The sequence below is a fragment of the Pseudomonas sp. GNP013 genome, from assembly GCF_054343995.1.
The window spans coordinates 3090797-3108783 of record NZ_JBTGUT010000001.1 but is presented as its reverse complement, the minus strand read 5'-3'; the positions used below and the strand labels follow the sequence as shown (position 1 = coordinate 3108783).

Annotated in this window: 14 protein-coding genes and 2 pseudogenes; 7 read left to right on the top strand and 9 right to left on the bottom strand. The window is 60.1% G+C overall.

Annotated features, from left to right (window positions below; translation table 11 throughout):
* Window positions 1-113: 113 nt before the first annotated feature.
* Together ACXX81_RS13355 and ACXX81_RS13350 are read right to left on the bottom strand one after the other, a co-directional pair.
* Window positions 114-1169, bottom strand: a complete 1056-nt coding sequence (locus ACXX81_RS13355; protein WP_209980923.1) for a permease — start codon at window positions 1167-1169, stop codon at window positions 114-116.
* 58 nt (window positions 1170-1227) lie between these two features.
* Window positions 1228-1929: a histidine phosphatase family protein gene (locus ACXX81_RS13350; RefSeq protein ID WP_209980925.1), complete on the bottom strand. Its 702-nt coding sequence runs from the start codon at window positions 1927-1929 to the stop codon at window positions 1228-1230.
* A 253-nt stretch (window positions 1930-2182) separates the two neighbouring features.
* On the opposite strand from ACXX81_RS13350, the gene ACXX81_RS13345 reads away from it, so the two are divergent.
* From ACXX81_RS13345 to hemB, 3 genes are all read left to right on the top strand, one after another.
* Window positions 2183-2881: a glutathione S-transferase N-terminal domain-containing protein gene (locus tag ACXX81_RS13345; RefSeq protein WP_231421737.1), complete on the top strand. Its 699-nt coding sequence runs from the start codon at window positions 2183-2185 to the stop codon at window positions 2879-2881.
* 3 nt (window positions 2882-2884) lie between these two features.
* Window positions 2885-3715, top strand: a complete 831-nt coding sequence (locus tag ACXX81_RS13340) for a PhzF family phenazine biosynthesis protein (RefSeq protein WP_231421738.1) — start codon at window positions 2885-2887, stop codon at window positions 3713-3715.
* Window positions 3716-3830: 115 nt separating this feature from the next.
* Window positions 3831-4805 (top strand): porphobilinogen synthase, encoded by a 975-nt coding sequence (gene hemB / locus ACXX81_RS13335; protein WP_209980932.1) that lies wholly within the window; start codon window positions 3831-3833, stop codon window positions 4803-4805.
* Between the two features lie 329 nt (window positions 4806-5134).
* Here the strand turns inward: hemB and ACXX81_RS13330 are convergent, their stop codons facing one another.
* Window positions 5135-5491, bottom strand: coding sequence for a hypothetical protein (locus ACXX81_RS13330; protein ID WP_458571863.1), 357 nt, complete (start codon window positions 5489-5491; stop codon window positions 5135-5137).
* Entirely contained in the window at window positions 5492-10324 is a 4833-nt protein-coding gene (locus ACXX81_RS13325; protein ID WP_458571862.1) for an RHS repeat-associated core domain-containing protein, read from the bottom strand. It abuts the gene before it with no gap.
* A gap of 245 nt (window positions 10325-10569) precedes the next feature.
* Between ACXX81_RS13325 and ACXX81_RS13320 the strand changes: the two genes are divergently transcribed.
* The 3 genes and pseudogenes from ACXX81_RS13320 to ACXX81_RS13310 all read left to right on the top strand — a co-directional run.
* Window positions 10570-11655, top strand: coding sequence for a DUF1615 domain-containing protein (locus ACXX81_RS13320; RefSeq protein WP_209980936.1), 1086 nt, complete (start codon window positions 10570-10572; stop codon window positions 11653-11655).
* Between the two features lie 209 nt (window positions 11656-11864).
* Window positions 11865-11966, top strand: a pseudogene (locus ACXX81_RS13315) (DUF1615 family protein); the annotation flags it as partial.
* A 218-nt stretch (window positions 11967-12184) separates the two neighbouring features.
* Window positions 12185-12286, top strand: a pseudogene (locus tag ACXX81_RS13310) (DUF1615 family protein); the annotation flags it as partial.
* Between the two features lie 151 nt (window positions 12287-12437).
* On the opposite strand, the gene ACXX81_RS13305 reads toward ACXX81_RS13310, so the two are convergent.
* From ACXX81_RS13305 to ACXX81_RS13295, 3 genes are read right to left on the bottom strand one after another with little or no spacing between them, the layout of a single operon-like run.
* Window positions 12438-13619, bottom strand: coding sequence for an acetyl-CoA C-acetyltransferase (locus ACXX81_RS13305; RefSeq protein ID WP_231421744.1), 1182 nt, complete (start codon window positions 13617-13619; stop codon window positions 12438-12440).
* An 11-nt stretch (window positions 13620-13630) separates the two neighbouring features.
* Window positions 13631-14290, bottom strand: a complete 660-nt coding sequence (locus ACXX81_RS13300) for a CoA transferase subunit B (RefSeq protein WP_209980940.1) — start codon at window positions 14288-14290, stop codon at window positions 13631-13633.
* 34 nt (window positions 14291-14324) lie between these two features.
* A complete protein-coding gene (locus ACXX81_RS13295; protein WP_231421746.1) occupies window positions 14325-15023 on the bottom strand; it encodes a CoA transferase subunit A in 699 nt (232 codons plus the stop codon).
* Between the two features lie 131 nt (window positions 15024-15154).
* Here ACXX81_RS13295 and ACXX81_RS13290 point away from each other — a divergent pair, with 131 nt between their 5' ends.
* On the top strand, window positions 15155-16057 hold the full coding sequence (locus ACXX81_RS13290; protein ID WP_458571861.1) for a LysR family transcriptional regulator: 903 nt from the start codon (window positions 15155-15157) through the stop codon (window positions 16055-16057).
* A 57-nt stretch (window positions 16058-16114) separates the two neighbouring features.
* On the opposite strand, the gene ACXX81_RS13285 is transcribed toward ACXX81_RS13290, so the two are convergent.
* Together ACXX81_RS13285 and ACXX81_RS13280 are read right to left on the bottom strand one after the other, a co-directional pair.
* On the bottom strand, window positions 16115-16444 hold the full coding sequence (locus tag ACXX81_RS13285) for a hypothetical protein (RefSeq protein ID WP_057009060.1): 330 nt from the start codon (window positions 16442-16444) through the stop codon (window positions 16115-16117).
* A 695-nt stretch (window positions 16445-17139) separates the two neighbouring features.
* Window positions 17140-17985 carry an NAD-dependent protein deacetylase gene (locus ACXX81_RS13280; RefSeq protein WP_458571860.1) on the bottom strand — a complete coding sequence of 282 codons (846 nt, stop codon included), beginning with the start codon at window positions 17983-17985 and terminating at the stop codon, window positions 17140-17142.
* Between the last annotated feature and the right edge of the window lie 2 nt (window positions 17986-17987).

Genomic DNA, 17987 nt, shown 5'->3' with positions numbered 1-17987 from the left:
TGGTCTGACGGGCCTCTTCGCGAGTAAGCCCGCTCCCACCTTTTGATCTGTAACTACATCCAAAACGTGGGAGCGGGCTTGCTCGCGAAAGGGCCATCAGCCTCATCCGAATTCTAGAGAATCACCGCCCCGATCAAGCCACACACCACCCCGATCAGCATAGTCAATCCGGCCACCGTCACCAGCACCCGCGCATCGAAATCCTTGCGCAGCATCAACAGCGACGGCAGGCTCACGCTGGGCAGGGTCATCAGCAGCGCCACCGCCGGGCCGGTGCCCATGCCAAGGGCCATCATGGTTTGTACGATAGGAATCTCCGCCGCCGTAGGAATCACGAACAGCGTGCCGACAATCGCCAGCGGCACCAGCCACACCAGGCTGTTGGCCATTGCGCCGTCCACGTGGGGGAACAGCCACACCCGTGCAGCGCCCAGGACCAGCACCGCCAGGATGTACACCGGGATGGTGCTCCAGAACAGCTGCCACAGGGTACGCAGCCAGCGGCCGAGAAACGGTTGGGCGTCCACCGTACTCACATCGGCCACAGCTTCCAGCGCGGCCTCCGGCACCTGCTCGGGGCGTGCGATACGCTGCGCCACGAGGGACACGCCCACCACCAGCACAATCCCTGCCACCAGCCGCAACGCGGTAAAGCCCCAGCCCAGCACGAAGCCCATGAACACCAGAGTGGCCGGGTTCAACACCGGGTTGGCGATCCAGAACGCCAGCGCCGCGCCCACCGATACCTGCTGACGGCGCATACCCGCCGCCACAGGCGCGGCGCAGCAACTGCACATCATCCCCGGCAGGGCGAACAACCCACCGCGCAGGGTCGAGCCAAGCCCGGCACGGCCGAATAGGCGCAGCAGCCAGTCACGGGGGATCAGCACTTGCAGCAATGAGCCAAGAATCACCGCCAGTACGGCGGCTTTCCAGATCGCCAGGAAATACACTTGGGCGTAGGCCAGCGCGGCCGCCAGGGGCGAGCTTTGCTGGTCATTGAGAATCGAGGCGCCGATGCTGTGGTTGTCGGCCGCGACAAACGCCTTGAAGTAGTAGGGCGACCACTTCACATAGTAGAGGCCGACACAGGCCACCAATAGGAACAGCGCCGGCTTCCACCAGAAAGACCAGCCCCGGTTGGGCTGGGTGGAGATGAGGTTGGACATGCTGATAATCCGCAGAGGAGTCGATAGCGCAGCATCATACGCCCCTGCCGCTCAACCTTCAGATATCTGCACTCACCTGTGTCGCTTCCGGGCAGCTTTGCTCGCCGTCGTTCAGGCCCTGCTTATAGTTGCGACTCAACAACGACGCCTTGCCGTTGTGCCAGGTCAGCGTGAGCACGTAGAGGGTGTCGTAATCGCTGCCGGACCAGTCTTCGGTGATGGTGTGCTTCTCGCCCACCGCTTCGCTGGCCACCTTGTTGATCAGTTCCGGCAGATAGCCGTGAGACCAGGCGGTATAGATGGTCGCGTTGTGGTACTTGTCTTCCACCAACTCGTCGGCCAGGGCGCTGGTGTCGTTGGCCGAGAACTTGATGTTGACCGGCAGGCCGAGCTTGATCGCGCTGGGGCTGATGGTCATCAGCGGACGAATGTAGCTGTAGGAATTATCCTTCTCGCCTTCCTCGATATTGCGCGTCGGGTTGGCTGCAAACACGTAATTGGCCTTGCCGAATTTTTCCGGCAGCACCGTGGCCAGGTTCATCGCACGGTTAAGGCCCTGGCAATTGAGCTGACCGAGGCCGCCGGCCGGTTTTTCGCCGTGGCGCAAAAATACCAGGGTTTGCACGCCGTCCACCGGCTGCGCGCGGCTTTCACGGGCGTCAAGGACGGCAACCATGGCGCCGCTGACCAGCAGCATCGGTAACATAATGTATGAATAGCGTTTGAAACGTTGCACTAGGCGCAGAGGCTTGATCTTCATGATAGGTTCGAGTCTTCGTGCGTCAGGTTAAGGCCGACAGGCCCGGCCACAGTGGCGCTTGGCGCGTGCTGCGGTGTTCCTTGTCGATATAGCAAGGTGCCTCCATTCACCCAAGAGGGCGCACTTAAGAGTGCATCGGGGCACTTTGGTTCGCGCTCGCGGCAGATTAGCGCACCATTGTTGCGCAATGATGACGCATGCACGAAGGTGGGCAGATGACTATGATGGTGAGTTTCCGCCCAGGGGTTTCCCGATGAATCCACTCGCTGCCTTCCCGATCAACGCCAAATGGCCCGCCCAGCACCCCGAACGCCTGCAGCTGTATTCGTTGCCCACGCCCAACGGTGTCAAAGTCTCGATCATGCTGGAGGAGCTGGGGCTGCCCTATGAGGCGCACAAGGTCAGTTTCGACACTCAGGACCAGCTCTCCCCCGAGTTCCTGTCGCTCAATCCCAACAACAAGATTCCCGCCATCATCGACCCCAATGGCCCCAGCGGCCAGCCGCTGGCGTTGTTCGAGTCCGGCGCGATCCTCATCTACCTGGCGGAAAAAACCAGCCGGTTGCTCTCCGAAGACCCGGCCACCCGTTACGAAACCCTGCAATGGCTGATGTTCCAGATGGGCGGCATCGGCCCGATGTTCGGCCAGCTCGGATTCTTCAACAAGTTCGCCGGCAAGGCTTACGAAGACAAACGCCCCCGCGATCGCTACGCCGCCGAATCACGGCGCCTGCTCGAGGTGCTGGAAAAACGCCTGCTGGGCCGTACCTGGATCATGGGCGACGACTACAGCATCGCCGACATCGCAACCTTCCCCTGGATTCGCAACCTCATCGGCTTCTATGAATCCGGCGACGTGGTGGGCATCGCCGACTTCCCCAATGTACTGCGCGCGCTGGATGGCTTCGTCGCCCGGCCGGCAGTGATCCGTGGCCTGAGCATACCGAGCTGACCCATGCCGACTTTTGATTTCAAGCAACTGGATGTGTTCAGCAGCGTGCCGCTCAAGGGCAACCCGCTGGCGGTGGTGCTGGGCGCTGACAGCCTGACCGACCAGCAGATGGCCGATTTCGCCAAGTGGACCAACCTCAGCGAAACCACGTTTTTGCTGACGCCACGCGATCCAAGGGCTGACTACCGCGTGCGCATCTTCACCACCCTGCGGGAACTGCCGTTCGCCGGGCACCCGACCCTGGGCAGCTGTCACGCGTGGCTGCAGGCCGGCGGTGTGCCGAAGGGCGAAGAGATCATTCAGGAGTGCGAAATCGGCCTGGTGCGTATCCGGCGCCAGGGCGACGAACTGGCGTTTATTGCGCCGCCGTTGTTGCGGTCCGGCGAGGTGGAGGCTTCATTGCTGGAGCGCGTTCGCCTGGGGTTGGGTCTGGCGCCCGGTGCCATCCTGCGCAGCCAGTGGGTCGACAATGGCGCCGGTTGGCTGGCCGTGATGTTGGCCGACCGACAGAGCGTGCTGGACCTGCAGCCCGATTACGCGCAACTGCTTGGCCTGGCGGTCGGCGTGATTGCGCCGAGCGACGTGGGCGACACTCAGTTTGAGGTCCGCGCCTTTGTCGCGGGCGACGGCGCTCCGGAAGATCCGGCCACCGGCAGCCTGAACGCGGGTGTCGCACAATGGTTGCTCAGTGAGGGCCTGGCGCCTGAACATTACGTGGTCAGCCAGGGCACGGCGATGGGCAGGGCAGGGCGCATCCACATCGAACGCCAGGGCGATGAGATCTGGGTCGGTGGCGCCGTTGCGGTGTGTATCGACGGGCGTTTGCAGCTCTAGCGCAAGGCAATTGTTACAGGCCATGCAACAGACTATTGGGCCTTCGGCGTTTGTGCCGTGCAATCAAGGGGCATAAGCTTTTGCCCAACTGTTTCCGCCGTTTTTCAGGAGTTCCATGACCAGCCAGTTCCCCCAGTCCCGTCCCCGCCGCCTGCGCCGCTCACCGCAGTTGCGCGGCTTGTTCCAGGAAAACGAATTCACCCTCAATGACCTGGTGCTGCCGATCTTCGTCGAGGAGGAAATCGACGACTTCGTGCCGATCACCAGCATGCCGGGCGTTCAGCGCATCCCCGAGAAGAAGCTTGCCGGTGAAATCGAGCGCTACGCCCGCGCCGGCATCAAGTCGGTAATGACCTTCGGCGTGTCCCACCACCTGGACGCCAACGGCAGCGACACCTGGCAGGAACGCGGCCTGGTCTCGCGCATGTCGTCGATCATCAAGGACGCCGTGCCGGAAATGATCGTGATGTCCGACACGTGCTTCTGCGAATACACCGATCACGGCCACTGCGGTGTGATGCACGGCGCCCATGTCGACAATGATGCGACCCTGGTCAACCTCGGCAAACAAGCCGTGGCCGCCGCCCGCGCCGGCGCCGATGTGATCGCCCCGTCAGCCGCGATGGACGGTCAGGTCCAGGCCATCCGCCGCGCCCTGGATGACGCCGGCTTCACCCACATCCCGATCATGGCCTACTCCACCAAATTCGCCTCGGCCCTCTACGGCCCCTTCCGCGAAGCCGGCGGCAGCGCCCTCAAGGGCGACCGTAAAAGCTACCAGATGAACCCGATGAACCGCCGCGAAGCCGTCCGCGAATCGCTGCTGGATGAACAGGAAGGCGCGGACGCATTGATGGTCAAGCCAGCAGGCGCCTACCTCGACATCATCCGCGACATCCGCGAAGCCTCGCGCTTGCCGGTGGCGGCGTATCAGGTAAGTGGTGAGTACGCGATGATCAAGTTTGGCGCCCAGGCTGGCGCGATTGACGAAGATCGCGTGGTGCGGGAGACGTTGGGGTCGATTAAAAGAGCGGGCGCGGATTTGATTTTTACGTATTTTGCGATGGAGTTGGCGTTGGCGGGGATTTGAGGCATCCACTACCTCTTGTGGCGAGCGAGCTTGCTCGCGTGGGGCTGCGTAGCAGCCCCACAGCCCGCGTTCACCGATTTTATATTTTATAACGTTGTAACTATTTATTTTTTGAGTAAATGGTGGTCGAATTTTTTCTACTACATGGTTCAGCCATAGCACTCCTGATGACCACTGGTTGGGGTAGTCAGGTAAATAAGGGCAGGTTACGAGACTCGTGTGTGGTTACTTAATTTATGACGGCTAATTGAATTTTATGGGTTTTGAATGGGGGGGCTCAATTGTATGCGGTTTCCTGATGTCTAGTGGTGAATGAGTTTCTATGGTTTTCATTTTTCGCCTATCTCAGTTTCGTATCTTTCAAGGCACTCTAATAAAACATGCATGAACTGTCGTTTGTTGATTATTTCATCGTCGAAATAAGTATCAAAAAGATAAAAGACGGATTCAAAATCTTCATCGGTGCTTAAGAAGTGATTAAGTGTGTCGATGTACCACTTGCGTCGAGCAGGTTCGTAAGAAATAAAGTCGGGTTTTGTCAGGCCGTCAAATAATTCCGAAAGCTCTTTGTTATTGTTTATGTTTTTTGAGGTGATAAATAGCTCTCTTTCGACGTCGTCGTAATTTTCAAAACTATACGTAAAAAGCAGGCTTCGTATGATGGAAAGTTTGGGTTGATTCTTCATTTAGAAATCCGTGTAAGCGGTGATTGGGTTGCCGTCTTCATCTAATATTACTGTGGCTTTCCTTTGCTTTCCATATTCTAGCGTGCGCTTTTTGTAACCCTCTCCAATTGTTTTTCCCATATCCATAGGGTTTCGTGATGCTTCAGGTCCTACGTTATGAAATATAAGTTTTGCACGGTAGATTGCACTCAGTTGGTCCCTATGGCTGATATACCGTGTTGCGGCGCTAGGTATTTTTGGCTGACCGTTTTTTGCGCCCCCAATATGCCTTTCAATTTCTCCCGTGGTCGGATTTTTTCCTGTCTGAACTCTTTCAAGCTGGGAGCCTCGAGTCGTTTGTGCTCCATGCTTTTCTAAAAAGTGCGCTCTTGGGAATTCTTCTTCTATCTCAGCTAAACGTCTATAGGCGTTAGTCTCTGCGAGTTCGTCAATTCTTGCCTGCCGCTCAGCTCTTTTAGCTTGCGGTAGTGCAGGCTCTCCGTGATTTACGTTCTCTGCAGGATTTTGAGCTGTAGTGCTTGATTTACATCCATCTCCACCTGGGCATGTGCTTAGCCCCAGTGGATCGACCCACCCCGTAGGATTCGGCACGTACTGGTACGCATTGATCCCACCCGCCAGCTTCACCGGGTCCGGCGTCAGATAGCGCCCAACATCCGGATTGTAGTAGCGATGACGGTTGTAGTGCAGGCCGCTTTCTTCGTCGAAGTATTGGCCTTGAAAGCGCAGCGGGTTGTCGACTTTTCCGACGTCGAGGCGGCTGATCTGGCCGTAGGCGCGGTAGTGGGCGGACCAGACGATTTCGCCGTCTGCGGCGGTGAGTTCCTGTGGGGTGCCGAGGTGGTCGAGTTGGTAGTGGTAGGGCTGGGTGGCGTTGGGGCCGAAACCTTCCAGCAGGGCCAACGGCCGGAAGCTGTCGGGTTCGTAGAGGTAGCTGCGGTGGCGGTCGGCGTGGTGTTCGGCGATCAGTTTGTCGCCTTGCCAGAAAAACTCCGTCGTTACGCCGTCGACGGTTTTGCTGATGCGGCGGCCAAAGGGGTCGTAGCGGTAGTGGGCGGTTTGGCCGCTGGGTTGGGTGATGCTGGTTAAACGATGCTGGCAGTCGTAGCGGCATTCGGTGATCAGTGCGTGAGCTTTGCCACGGCGTTCGCGGATCAGGTTGCCGAAGGCGTCGTAGTCGTAATGCCGGTCGCCCTGGATCATCAGGCGATTGCCGGCGACGATGTCCGGGCCGGGGCGGTCGTGCATCAGCAGGTTGCCGGCCGGGTTGTGGCCGAAGCGTTCCTGCAGGTCCTGCGAATGGTCGGCGCGGGTCAGGCGGTGGAGCGGGTCGTAGGCGTAGCGGTGTTCGCCTTTGCGCGTATCGAGAATGCGGGCGAGGTTGCCGGATTTGTCGTAGTCGTATTGGCGGCGGTAGTGGCGGTTTTCCTGTTGCGTGATGGCGTGGGCGTGCAGGCGGTGTTGGTCGTCGTAGTGGTAGTGGCTGATTAATTCGCCTTGCTGTCGTTGCTGCTCCTTGCCCGCTTTGAATAGATGCGAGGTGAGCACTTCACCGTTGAGCTGAACCGTCGCAAGGTGGCCACCTTTATCGTGGTTAAACGTGACGCGGTTGTTATCCGGCAGGCGCAGGCGCTGCAGTTGACCGCAGGCGTCATAGCCATAACGCAAGGTGCCCCAGCCTTGATGCTCGGCGGTCAGGCGGTTTTGTCGATCGTATTCGTAGGCCAGCGCCCAGTGGCCGTCTTCGACGTGGAGGAGATTGCCCTGGCGGTCGTAGGCATAGTCAACAAGGGCGCCATCGGGCAGGGTTTTTCTGACAAGGCGTCCGGCGTGGTCACGCGCGTAGCGGGTAACCAACTGACTGCCATCGTCGCCATGTTCAGTCTTTTCCTGCAGATTGCCGTTGAGGTCATAAACGTAGGCGGTACGCTGGCCGTCAAAGCCGATTTCCTGCTGGATCAGGCCGTTGGGGTGGTAGGTAAGCCGGTAGGTCTCGCCCACCTCGTTTTCGATCTCGGTCAGCAGCAACCGAGTATTGTCGTAGCGGTACTGGACCTGCGTGCCATCGGCATTGAACCGTCGACTGATCAGGTGCAGCCCGTCGGCATACTCGTAGCGGGTGACGTGGCCCAGTTCATCGCGTTCGGCGGTGATTTTTCCGTAGGCGTTGTAGCTGTATTCCCTGCATGCACCGTCCGGCAATATCAGCCGAATCAATCGACCGACGCTGTCCCATTGGTATTGGGTCAGCGCCCCATGCTCATCCTCGCGGGCAACCTCCCGTCCCAGGTCGTCATAGCGATAGCGCCTGATCCCGCCATTGGGCAACTGTTCCTCAAGCAGTTGCCCGCGCTCATTCCACACCAGCCGTTGGCAACTGTGATCGGGATACCAGACGCCAATCAGTTGCCCGTGTTTGTTGTAGCTGTAGTCAGTGATGTGGCCGTCTGGATCAGTCCTGCGCGTTACGTCGCCTTGTTCATTACGCTCGTATTTCCAAACCGCCTCACCCCGGCGCACCACTCGTACGAACCCGTTGTCATGCTCGTAGGACGTCGGCTCATCATCCCCCGGAAACAGCGCCACCAACCGCCCAGCATCGTCATACTGATACGCCGTCACCGCGCCCAGCGGGTCCTGCTCAACCGTCAGCCGGCCTTTTTCATCGTAGGATTTGAAGTGTTGAGCGCCATCCGGATCAACCCGTTGCACCAGCCGCGCCCGCGGGTCATGCACATACACTTCCTGACTGCCATCGGCGTTATGCACGGTGACGCGTCCGTCATCACCCCACACATAGCGCGTGTCCATCTGCGCAAAACTGGCCCAGTGCCGTACACAGCGCGCCGCCTTGCCGGAACGTTCCCACGCCCAGAAGAAACTCGCCCCACCGGCCAGCCCACGTTCCAGAATCACGTGCTGCTCGTCGTACCGATAAACCTCGCATTCACCTACAGCATTGGTCGCCGACACCAGTCGGCCTGCGTCGTCGTAGGTGTAGGACACAACCGTCTGCTCAGTGACCCACTCGTAAGGCTCACGCCCCTTGGCGCGATGCACCTGATAGTCCACCGCGCCAATCCGGCCCTGCGCATAACGCAACCACAGCGAGCGCCCGGCGCCGTTGTCCAGCCGTTCAATGCGCCCCAGCACGTCGTGGGAAATGCGCAGCCGGTTGTCATACGCATCACTGATCGACACCAGCACTCCATCGCGAAAGTGATAAAGCCGCGACGCCTGGGCCAGCACCAGTTCATCCGGCAACTCCCCCAAAAAGATCGCCGCTTCGGCCAGGCTGTTAGTGATCGCCGGGCGCGAAACGGTCGGCAAGGGCAGGGTGGTCGAGCGATTTTCATGGTCGGTCCACACCACCGAATCGCCGGACACCACCAGCCGCTGTGCCAGGGCATGACTCCAGCCAAACCCCAGCCCAACATCGATTTCCACCGCACTGGTGCGATACACCCGCGTCCACTCAAACGGCAGAATCCCGTCCAAGGTGCCGTCGGTGAGGGTGAGCAATTCCTCGCCGGTGACCATCGACACCGGGCAACCGTGGGTCACGGTCTTGTCCGAAGACGCAGCCGCATCCCCCGCCGGGTTTTTCGCCGAAACCGGCACGTCATCCACGGGCGATTCGTGCACGAGTGCGGTGCGCTGCTGCTTGCTTCGCACTGCCGGCACGGCGTTCGGCACCAGTTCCTCGCCAACTTTCAGCGGCGCCACCGTCTTGATCGGCGTGGCCGCACTGGCTAACAACACCGGCTTCAGCGCATCGGTATGCTCGTCCAGGTTCGCCTTGCCAAACTGACTGGCTATCTGCTGCAACCACTGGCGTGTACGGTGAGACTTGATGCGGCCGAGCACTTTCGTACTGATGCGCACCGCCATGCCCATCCCGGCCGTTGCCATCGCCAGCAACAAATTGATCAGTACTTCGGCGCCGAGCTCTCCCAGCATTTCGTTCATGTAGGGCGGCGGTAGCAGGCGCATCCAACTGACCAGCGCCGCCAGGTACACGAACAACAAGGGTTCATCGCTGAGCACCAGCAGCCCCTTGGCGAGGGTCTCGGCACTCAACGCCAGTAACTGGTCAAGTTCTGCCTGTGAGAGGTAATGCAGCAGCTTTTCAGCATTTGCCAGCGGGGCTGAAAGCCACTCCAACAGCTGCTTGATGCTGTCCCACAATGAATACAGCGCTTCGCCGAAGCCCTGGGCATAGGCTCGATGCAACGAGCGATAGCGCTTGAGAAAATTCGCCTCGGAATAGCCCTTCCACAAGGGTTCGAATGTGTCGTGCCATTCATTGCGCAGCCAACTTTCGAGGGGGGTGATCACCGATTGATAGGAGGCGTACAGCGCCTTGAAGTGCTCCTGGGAAACGTTGGGGTAAAAGCTGATGCGGTAACGCTGGTTGCGATCACATTCCTTGACCTCAAGAATGCCGCTGGGCCCGATGGTGTGATGGATGGGCTCGCCCAGCGGCCCGCCGTTCGGGTCAATTCGCTGCAGCACCACCGGCGTATTGCCAATGGGCACAAAGCGTGAACTCTCGAACATATGCACCAGGGTCAGCGTGCCGTCAGCAGGGCAGGCGGCGACGGTGCTGCTGGGGAAGAGTGAACGGGTGATCGGCGTGACCACCACCTCGTCGCCGACCTTGAACACCTGCTCGATATCGAGCGCGGAAAAGCTGAAATAGCTTTGCGCCCATAGATCGTAGGAATTGAGGCAACGCCGGAAATCGCCGAGAACGGCTTCGACGTCCCGCGTCTTCGAGTCCATGGCGGCCAGCACCAGAAAGCCAATGGCCTGGCTGGTAGGGTTGATCATGAGACAGCCCCGGCAACCAGGGCCTTAACGAACAAATCCATCTGCAATCCTTCGCACTGTGTGATCAGGCGACGGACTTTGCCGAGGTGTCTGGAGGAGGGGAGTAGAGGTTATCCGAGGCTCATGTGGGAGATTTCAGCGGGATGTGTCCCCTTTCAAATGGCGCAGGGTAGAGTGGCGAACCCGCGTTAGACTTGCCTGTCGATATCCGCACTGCCTGGCCCGTCGTTATCCAAGGAAGCTCCATGTACTCAACACGCTTGATCCTCAGCCTCACGACTTTGCTGGTGCTGGCCGGCTGCTCAACGTCACGCGGCCCGCAGCAGCCGGAACGCAGCGAGGCCGACGTGAAGGCGCAGATCGTGCGCCTGCTGCCCGCCAAAGTCGCCGACCGCAACGGTTGGGCCCAGGACATTTACACCGCGTTCGATACCCAGCACATCTATCCCAGCACCGAAAATATCTGCGCCGTGCTGGCGGTGACCGAACAGGAATCCACCTACCAGGTCGACCCGCCCGTGCCGAATATGGGCAAGATCGCCCAGGATGAAATCCTGCGCCGTGCCGGCAAGGTGCATGTGCCAGCGTTTGTGGTCCGCAGCGCCTTGCAGGTGCGTTCTCCCGGCGGCAAGACCTACGCCGAGCGCCTGAATGCCGCGCGCACCGAGAAGGACCTCAGCGGTATCTTCGACGATTTCATCAGTATGGTGCCTCTGGGCAATACGCTGTTCGGCGGCTTCAACCCGGTTCACACCGCAGGCCCGATGCAGGTCAGCATCGAGTTTGCGCAGAAGCAGGCGCGCGATTATCCCTACACGGTGGACGGCACGATTCGCCGCGAAGTGTTCACCCGCCGTGGCGGCATGTACTTCGGCATCGCTCACTTGCTGGGCTACCCGGTCAATTATGAACAACCGCTTTATCGCTTTGCCGACTTCAATGCGGGGTGGTACGCAAGCCGCAATGCCGCGTTCCAGGCGGCAGTCAGCCGCGTTTCCGGCAGTGAGTTGGCGTTGGATGGGGACTTGATTCGCTACGGTTCGGTACTGCCCGGCACCACCGAGCTGGCGGTGCGCTCGCTGGGCGCGAAACTGGACATGCGCAACCCCAGCATCCGCAGCCAGCTGGAACAGGGCGAGCAATTGGATTTCGAAGACACGACCCTCTACAAGCGCGTGTTCGCCCTGGCCGATAAGGCGGCCGGCAAGCCGCTGCCGCGTGCCGTGTTGCCGGGCATTGTGCTCAAGAGCCCGAAGATCACCCGAAACCTCACCACGGCGTGGTTTGCCAAACGGGTGGATGAGCGTTATCAGCGCTGCATGAAACGCTGAGCCTCTCCGACTGTGATGAAGAGCACCATGTGGGAGGGGGCTTGCTCCCGATAGCGGTGATGCAGTCACGAGTGTGCTGACTGAACCACCGCCATCGGGAGCAAGCCCCCTCCCACAGTTGGACTGTATTGGTCTGTGAAATCAGCTGCGTTCGAGGGCCAGGGCCCCGGCCTGACCGCCGCCGATGCACAGGAGACCCAGGCCTCTTTCGCAGCCAGTTGGAACAGGGCGAGCAATTGGATTTCGAAGACACGACCCTCTACAAGCGCGTGTTCGCCCTGGCCGACAAGGCTGCCGGCAGGCCGCTGCCGTAAGCGCTGAGCCTTTCCAGTCATGATGAAGAGCACCATGTGGGAGGGGGCTTGCTCCCGATAGCGGTGATGCAGTCACGAGTGTGCTGACTGAACCACCGCCATCGGGAGCAAGCCCCTCCCACAGTTGGACTGTATTGGTCTGTGAAATCAGCTGCGTTCGAGGGCCAGGGCCCCGGCCTGACCGCCGCCGATGCACAGGAGACCCAGGCCTCTTTCGCAGCCAGTTGGAACAGGGCGAGCAATTGGATTTCGAAGACACGACCCTCTACAAGCGCGTGTTCGCCCTGGCCGACAAGGCTGCCGGCAGGCCGCTGCCGTAAGCGCTGAGCCTTTCCAGTCATGATGAAGAACACCATGTGGGAGGGGGCTTGCTCCCGATAGCGGTGATGCAGTCACGAGTGTGCTGACTGAACCACCGCCATCGGGAGCAAGCCCCCTCCCACAGTTGGACTGTGTTGGTCTGTGGAATCAGCTGCGTTCGAGGGCCAGGGCTACGCCCTGACCGCCGCCGATGCACAGGGTGGCCAGGCCTTTTTTGGCGTCGCGCTTGATCATTTCATGCAGCAGGGTCACCAGCACGCGGCAGCCTGAAGCGCCGATCGGGTGGCCGATGGCGATGGCGCCTCCGTTGACGTTGACCTTGTCGGCGTCCCACTCCAGTTCCTTGCCCACCGCCAGGGCTTGCGCGGCGAAGGCTTCGTTGGCTTCGATCAGGTCCAGGTCGGCGAGTGTCCAACCGGCCTTGTCCAGGCAGCGGCGGGTCGCCGACACCGGGCCAATGCCCATGATGGCCGGGTCGACGCCGGCATTGGCGTAGCCAGCGATACGCGCCAGCACCGGCAGCCCGAGTGTCTTGGCTTTGTCCGCGCTCATCAGCAACACCGCCGCAGCGCCGTCGTTGAGGCTGGAAGCGTTGCCGGCCGTGACGCTGCCGTCTTTCTTGAACGCGGGCTTGAGTTTACCCAGGGACTCGGCCGTGGTGCCGGCGCGTGGTTGCTCATCCACGGTAAAGGCTACGGGGTCGCCCTTGCGCTGGGGAATCAGGACCGGCGTAATCTCATCGACAAATCGCCCGGCTTCAATGGCCACAGCGGCTTTTTGCTGGGACGCGGCGGCGAAGGCATCCTGCGCTTCACGGCTGATGCCGTACTTGTCCACCAGGTTCTCGGCGGTGATGCCCATGTGGTAGTCGTTGAACGCATCCCACAGGCCATCGGTGATCATGCTGTCGACCATTTTGGCGTGGCCCATGCGCAAACCGGTGCGCGCGGCCGGCAACACATAGGGGGCCAGGCTCATGTTTTCCATGCCGCCGGCGATGATCACCTCGGCATCGCCGCAGCGAATCGCCTGCGTGCCGAGGTGCAGGGCCTTGAGGCCCGAACCGCAGACCTTGTTCAGGGTCAGGGCGGGTACGGCGTGGGGTAAACCGGCGAGGATCGAGGCCTGGCGTGCCGGGTTCTGACCCGAGCCTGCGGTGAGCACCTGACCGAGGATTACTTCATCTACCTGGGCCGGATCCAGGCCGGTCTGCTCCAGCAGGCGGCGGATCACGGCGGCGCCGAGTTCCGGTGCCGGAATAGTCGCCAGCGAACCCTGGAAGCTGCCCACGGCGGTGCGGGTGGCAGCAACAATCACGACGTCTTGCATGGCATCGGTCCTCACTGGAAATGCATTTCCGGAACAGTGTCCGGGACGATGAGTTTACCGGCGGTCTTGCTCACAATTTCTTCAACGCTGACGCCTGGTGCGCGTTCCTTGAGGATAAACGCGCCATTGCCGATTTCCAGGTAAGCCAGGTCGGTGAGCACACGCTTGATGCAGTGGGCGCCGGTCAGCGGCAGGCTGCATTGGCTGAGCAACTTCGACTCACCGTCCTTGGACGCGTGGGTCATGATCACGATGATGTTTTCCGCACCGGCCACCAGGTCCATGGCGCCTCCCATGCCCTTGACCATCTTGCCGGGGATCATCCACGAGGCGATGTTGCCCTGCACGTCGACTTCAAACGCGCCGAGCACCGTAAGGTCGACGTGGCCGCCGCGAATCATCGCGAAGGACTCGGCGGAGGAGAAGATCGAGGCGCCGATACGCGCGGTCACCGTCTGTTTGCCGGCGTTGATCATGTCGGCATCAAGCGTCTCTTCAGTAGGAAACGGGCCCATGCCCAGCAGGCCGTTTTCCGATTGCAGCATCACTTCCATGCCGTCGGGGATGTAGTTGGCCACCAGGGTTGGAATGCCGATGCCGAGGTTCACGTAGAAACCGTCCTGCATTTCGCGGGCGACGCGTTGAGCCATTTGTTCGCGGGTAAGCGCCATTTCTTGAGTCCTTATTGTCAGGGCCTGAGGCAGATTATGTGCGGACGGTGCGCTGTTCGATGCGCTTTTCGAAGGTGCCGCAGATGATCCGGTCGACGTAGATGCCAGGGGTGTGGATCTGCGCCGGATCCAGCTCGCCCGGTTCGACGATTTCCTCGACTTCCACCACGGTGATCTTGCCGGCGGTGGCGGCCAGCGGGTTGAAGTTCTGGGCGGTGTGGCGGTAGATGACATTGCCGAAGTGGTCGGCTTTCCAGCCTTTGACGATGGCGAAGTCGCCGGTGATGGATTCTTCCATCAGGTAGGGGCGGCCGTTGAATTCACGGGTTTCCTTGCCTTCGGCCACCGGGGTGCCAACGCCGGTGGCGGTGAAGAACGCCGGAATGCCGGCGCCGCCTGCGCGCATTTTTTCCGCGAGGGTGCCTTGCGGGGTCAGCACCACTTCGATTTCGCCACTGAGCAGTTGCTTCTCGAACAGGGCGTTCTCACCCACGTAGGACGCGATCACTTTGCTGATCTGTTTTTCTTCGAGCAGCACGCCGAGGCCGAAACCGTCGACACCGCAGTTGTTGGAGACCACGGTCAGGTCGCGCGTGCCCCTGCGCTTGATCTCGTTGATGAGGTTTTCCGGAATGCCGCACAGGCCAAAACCACCGGCGAGGACGGTCATGCCGTCTTCCAGGCCTGCCAGCGCTTCCTCGTAGGACGCCACGCGTTTATCGAAACCTGCCATATGCACCTCTTTTATTATGTGTGGGCCAGCCAATGAACCGAGTGTTGCGCCGCCGCATTGATTTGTTAAGTTGTTTTTTAAGGTTGATTGATTTAGAAAACAGCATAGTCCAGCCGTCGCCCGGAGCAGTCATGACCGTCAAACAGCTGCGTGCCTTCCTGGCCGTGGCGCAAAGCCTGAGTTTCGCCGCCGCGTGTGAGCGCCTGCACCTGTCCCAGTCGGCACTCAGCCTGACCATCAAAGGGCTGGAGGAAGGCCTGGGCGGTCGTCTGTTCAGCCGCACCACGCGCAATGTGGCGCTCACCCCGGAGGGCGAATCCCTCCTGCCGCTGGCGCGCCGGTTGATTGCTGACTGGGACAATGCCGAAGACGAACTGCGTCAGCGTTTTACCTTGCAACGCGGGCGCGTGACCGTGGCGGCGATGCCATCGTTTGCCGGCAACCTGCTGCCGCCGATCCTGACCCTATTCCGCGCGCGTTACCCTCAGGTGAACGTGACCGTGCATGACCTGATCAATGAGCAGGTGCTGGAAATGGTCCGCGACCGCCAGGTGGAGCTGGGCGTGGCGTTCGAGCCGGGTGAAGGTTCAACATTGGCGTTTACGCCTCTGTATCTGGACCGCTTCATTGCCGTAGTGCCGGGCGACTCACCCTTGGCGCGGCACACGGCAATCAACTGGCGAACCTTGCTCGAATACCCATTCATCACCTTGCAGCGACCGTCCACGGTGCGGGTGATGCTGGAGGAGCACCTCGGTGCGTTGCACATGAAGCTGCCGGTGGCGCTGGAAAGCCATCAACTGGCGACGGTGGGCAAGATGGTTGCCAGTGGCCTGGGCGTGAGCGCCGTGCCGGCGTTATGCAGAGGGCAGATGGAGGAAGCGGGCGCGCGGTGCATTACCTTGACCGGTCCGGTGATCGAACGGCCGATTGGCGTGTTGACCAAACCGGGGCATGAGCTGTCGGCGGCGGCGCAAGTGTTGTTTGATATCTTTCGGGATGAGGCGCAGAAGGGAAAGTTTCCAACGTTCTGAGTGACGGCACGGTCACTTCAGGGAGCAGGCAAACCTGCTCCCTGAAGTTGCACTTGGCTAGTAGTAGCGATCAATCACTTTAACTTGCGAGCTGTCTTTGAAAGAGGCCCACGCATTGTTGATTGTGTCGAATACCTGCTCGATAAAGTTGCGATCGGCGGCTGCTTTCTTGCCGACATAACCCTGGCCGCGACGGTACATCTTCAGGCGCGCCGCCAGCTCTCGGTGGCTGCGGTCGAAATCGGCTTCTTCGGAGTGGGGCGCCAGGCAGTCAATTTTCACTTCGCCCGATTTTTCCACCCACAGGATATGGTCGTCGAGTGTGTCTTTCTGCGCGGCGAACATCTCAGCCAATTCATCGATAGTGGGTTGGTTATTCAGATTCATGTGTAAGCCCCTTGACCAGTTGGTGATCTATCCGTTAATTCCGTTAAAACTGCTTAGTTGTCTCCGGCTCAAAAAACCGGGCGTCAGTGACGGTCTGCCAAATACGGGCAGGGTCTTGAAACTGATGCATGTAGTCTTGCTGATGAACTGCTACGCAATGCATTCATAACGAAGACAGGCAGCATTTGAGCGCCTGTACCCAACCCTTGCGGGGCAGGTCAGCTTCATCAATCTGCCTTGTGGGCAGTGCACATCCGGAAAAAACAGCTCGGCGGTCAGACGAGCGTCTTCAAAACACCTGTTACCAACGCTCCCGATGCGGGAGACGTCTAGATCATGCAAGGACAAAAACGCCGCGTCAACGATTATGTAGTGATTATTTTTGCTCACTACATAAAATGCTTTGATGACGGGAGAATGCGTAAAAACGTGACCTTGGCGTCATTTTTGGAGCGGTGGGTCGCCTCTGTGGCAAGCCGACTGTGTGGAGAGCGGGCTTGCCCCGCGTTGGGGTGCGAAGCGCCCCCAATCGAGCAAAATGCGGTGTACCTGATACGGCTCGGCGCCTGGCTTTGGGGCTGCTGCGCAGCCCAACGCAGGACAAGCCTGCTCGCCACAGGGAGTCTGCGCTTAACTGAACGGCATTAGAGCAAGCCTGCTCGCCACAAGGCATTTTTGATGGGCAGTGTTTTTTGCTAGCTCAATCGCTCGGCAAGCAAGGGCAGCAAATGCTCACAGGACGCTTCAATCTTCACCTGCAACAGCTCATCGCCACGGGTCTTGCCTAAATTGATGGCGATCACCGGCTTGTCCTGTTCAACCATTGCTTTGCACAGACGAAACGCCGAATAGGCCATCAAGGACGACCCCACTACCAACAGCCCATCGGCTTGCTCCACCGCCGTCATGGCCCTGGCAGCTGTAGCCGGTGCCACATTTTCGCCAAAAAACACCACGTCGGGCTTGAGCCGCTCGCCATGGCAGCGTGGGCATCGGGGCACCTGGAAGCGTTCTTCGAATGTGGGGTCGAGCAAGGTGTCGCCGTCCGGTAATTGCACGGCATGTACCCGGGCGAGGTAGGGATTGTCGATCTCCATCTGCCGCTGGATTCCATCGCGCGGGCTGCGCTGCTGGCAATCCAGGCACAGCACCCGATGCAGGCTGCCATGCAGCTCGATCACATCCTGGCTGCCGGCCTGATCATGCAGGGTGTCGACATTTTGCGTGATCAGCCCGCTGATGCGCTGGCGGTGTTGCAGGGTCGCCAGTGCCAGGTGGGCCGCGTTGGGCTGCGCGATGCGCACCTTCGGCCAGCCCAGCATCGCCCGCGCCCAGTAGCGACGGCGCGCTTGGGGGGTGGCGAGAAATTCCTGGTACATCATCGGCGCCTTGCCACGGCGCACGCCTTCGCTGTCGCGGTAGTCGGGGATGCCCGAGGAGGTGCTGATCCCCGCACCGGTCAGGACCAGAAAGCGCCGTTCGCTCATCGCCCGGTGCAGGGTGTCGAGTTGATCGGCAAGATGTTCCAGCGTGTCGAGCATGG

Bases quoted from the DNA above. Each gene is read 5' to 3' on its own strand.
- ACXX81_RS13355 (WP_209980923.1), bottom strand. From the start codon at position 1,169: ATGTCCAACCTCATCTCCACCCAGCCCAACCGGGGCTGGTCTTTCTGG.
- ACXX81_RS13350 (WP_209980925.1), bottom strand. From the start codon at position 1,929: ATGAAGATCAAGCCTCTGCGCCTAGTGCAACGTTTCAAACGCTATTCA.
- ACXX81_RS13345 (WP_231421737.1), top strand. From the start codon at position 2,183: ATGAATCCACTCGCTGCCTTCCCGATCAACGCCAAATGGCCCGCCCAG.
- ACXX81_RS13340 (WP_231421738.1), top strand. From the start codon at position 2,885: ATGCCGACTTTTGATTTCAAGCAACTGGATGTGTTCAGCAGCGTGCCG.
- hemB (WP_209980932.1), top strand. From the start codon at position 3,831: ATGACCAGCCAGTTCCCCCAGTCCCGTCCCCGCCGCCTGCGCCGCTCA.
- ACXX81_RS13330 (WP_458571863.1), bottom strand. From the start codon at position 5,491: ATGAAGAATCAACCCAAACTTTCCATCATACGAAGCCTGCTTTTTACG.
- ACXX81_RS13325 (WP_458571862.1), bottom strand. From the start codon at position 10,324: ATGATCAACCCTACCAGCCAGGCCATTGGCTTTCTGGTGCTGGCCGCC.
- ACXX81_RS13320 (WP_209980936.1), top strand. From the start codon at position 10,570: ATGTACTCAACACGCTTGATCCTCAGCCTCACGACTTTGCTGGTGCTG.
- ACXX81_RS13305 (WP_231421744.1), bottom strand. From the start codon at position 13,619: ATGCAAGACGTCGTGATTGTTGCTGCCACCCGCACCGCCGTGGGCAGC.
- ACXX81_RS13300 (WP_209980940.1), bottom strand. From the start codon at position 14,290: ATGGCGCTTACCCGCGAACAAATGGCTCAACGCGTCGCCCGCGAAATG.
- ACXX81_RS13295 (WP_231421746.1), bottom strand. From the start codon at position 15,023: ATGGCAGGTTTCGATAAACGCGTGGCGTCCTACGAGGAAGCGCTGGCA.
- ACXX81_RS13290 (WP_458571861.1), top strand. From the start codon at position 15,155: ATGACCGTCAAACAGCTGCGTGCCTTCCTGGCCGTGGCGCAAAGCCTG.
- ACXX81_RS13285 (WP_057009060.1), bottom strand. From the start codon at position 16,444: ATGAATCTGAATAACCAACCCACTATCGATGAATTGGCTGAGATGTTC.
- ACXX81_RS13280 (WP_458571860.1), bottom strand. From the start codon at position 17,985: ATGCTCGACACGCTGGAACATCTTGCCGATCAACTCGACACCCTGCAC.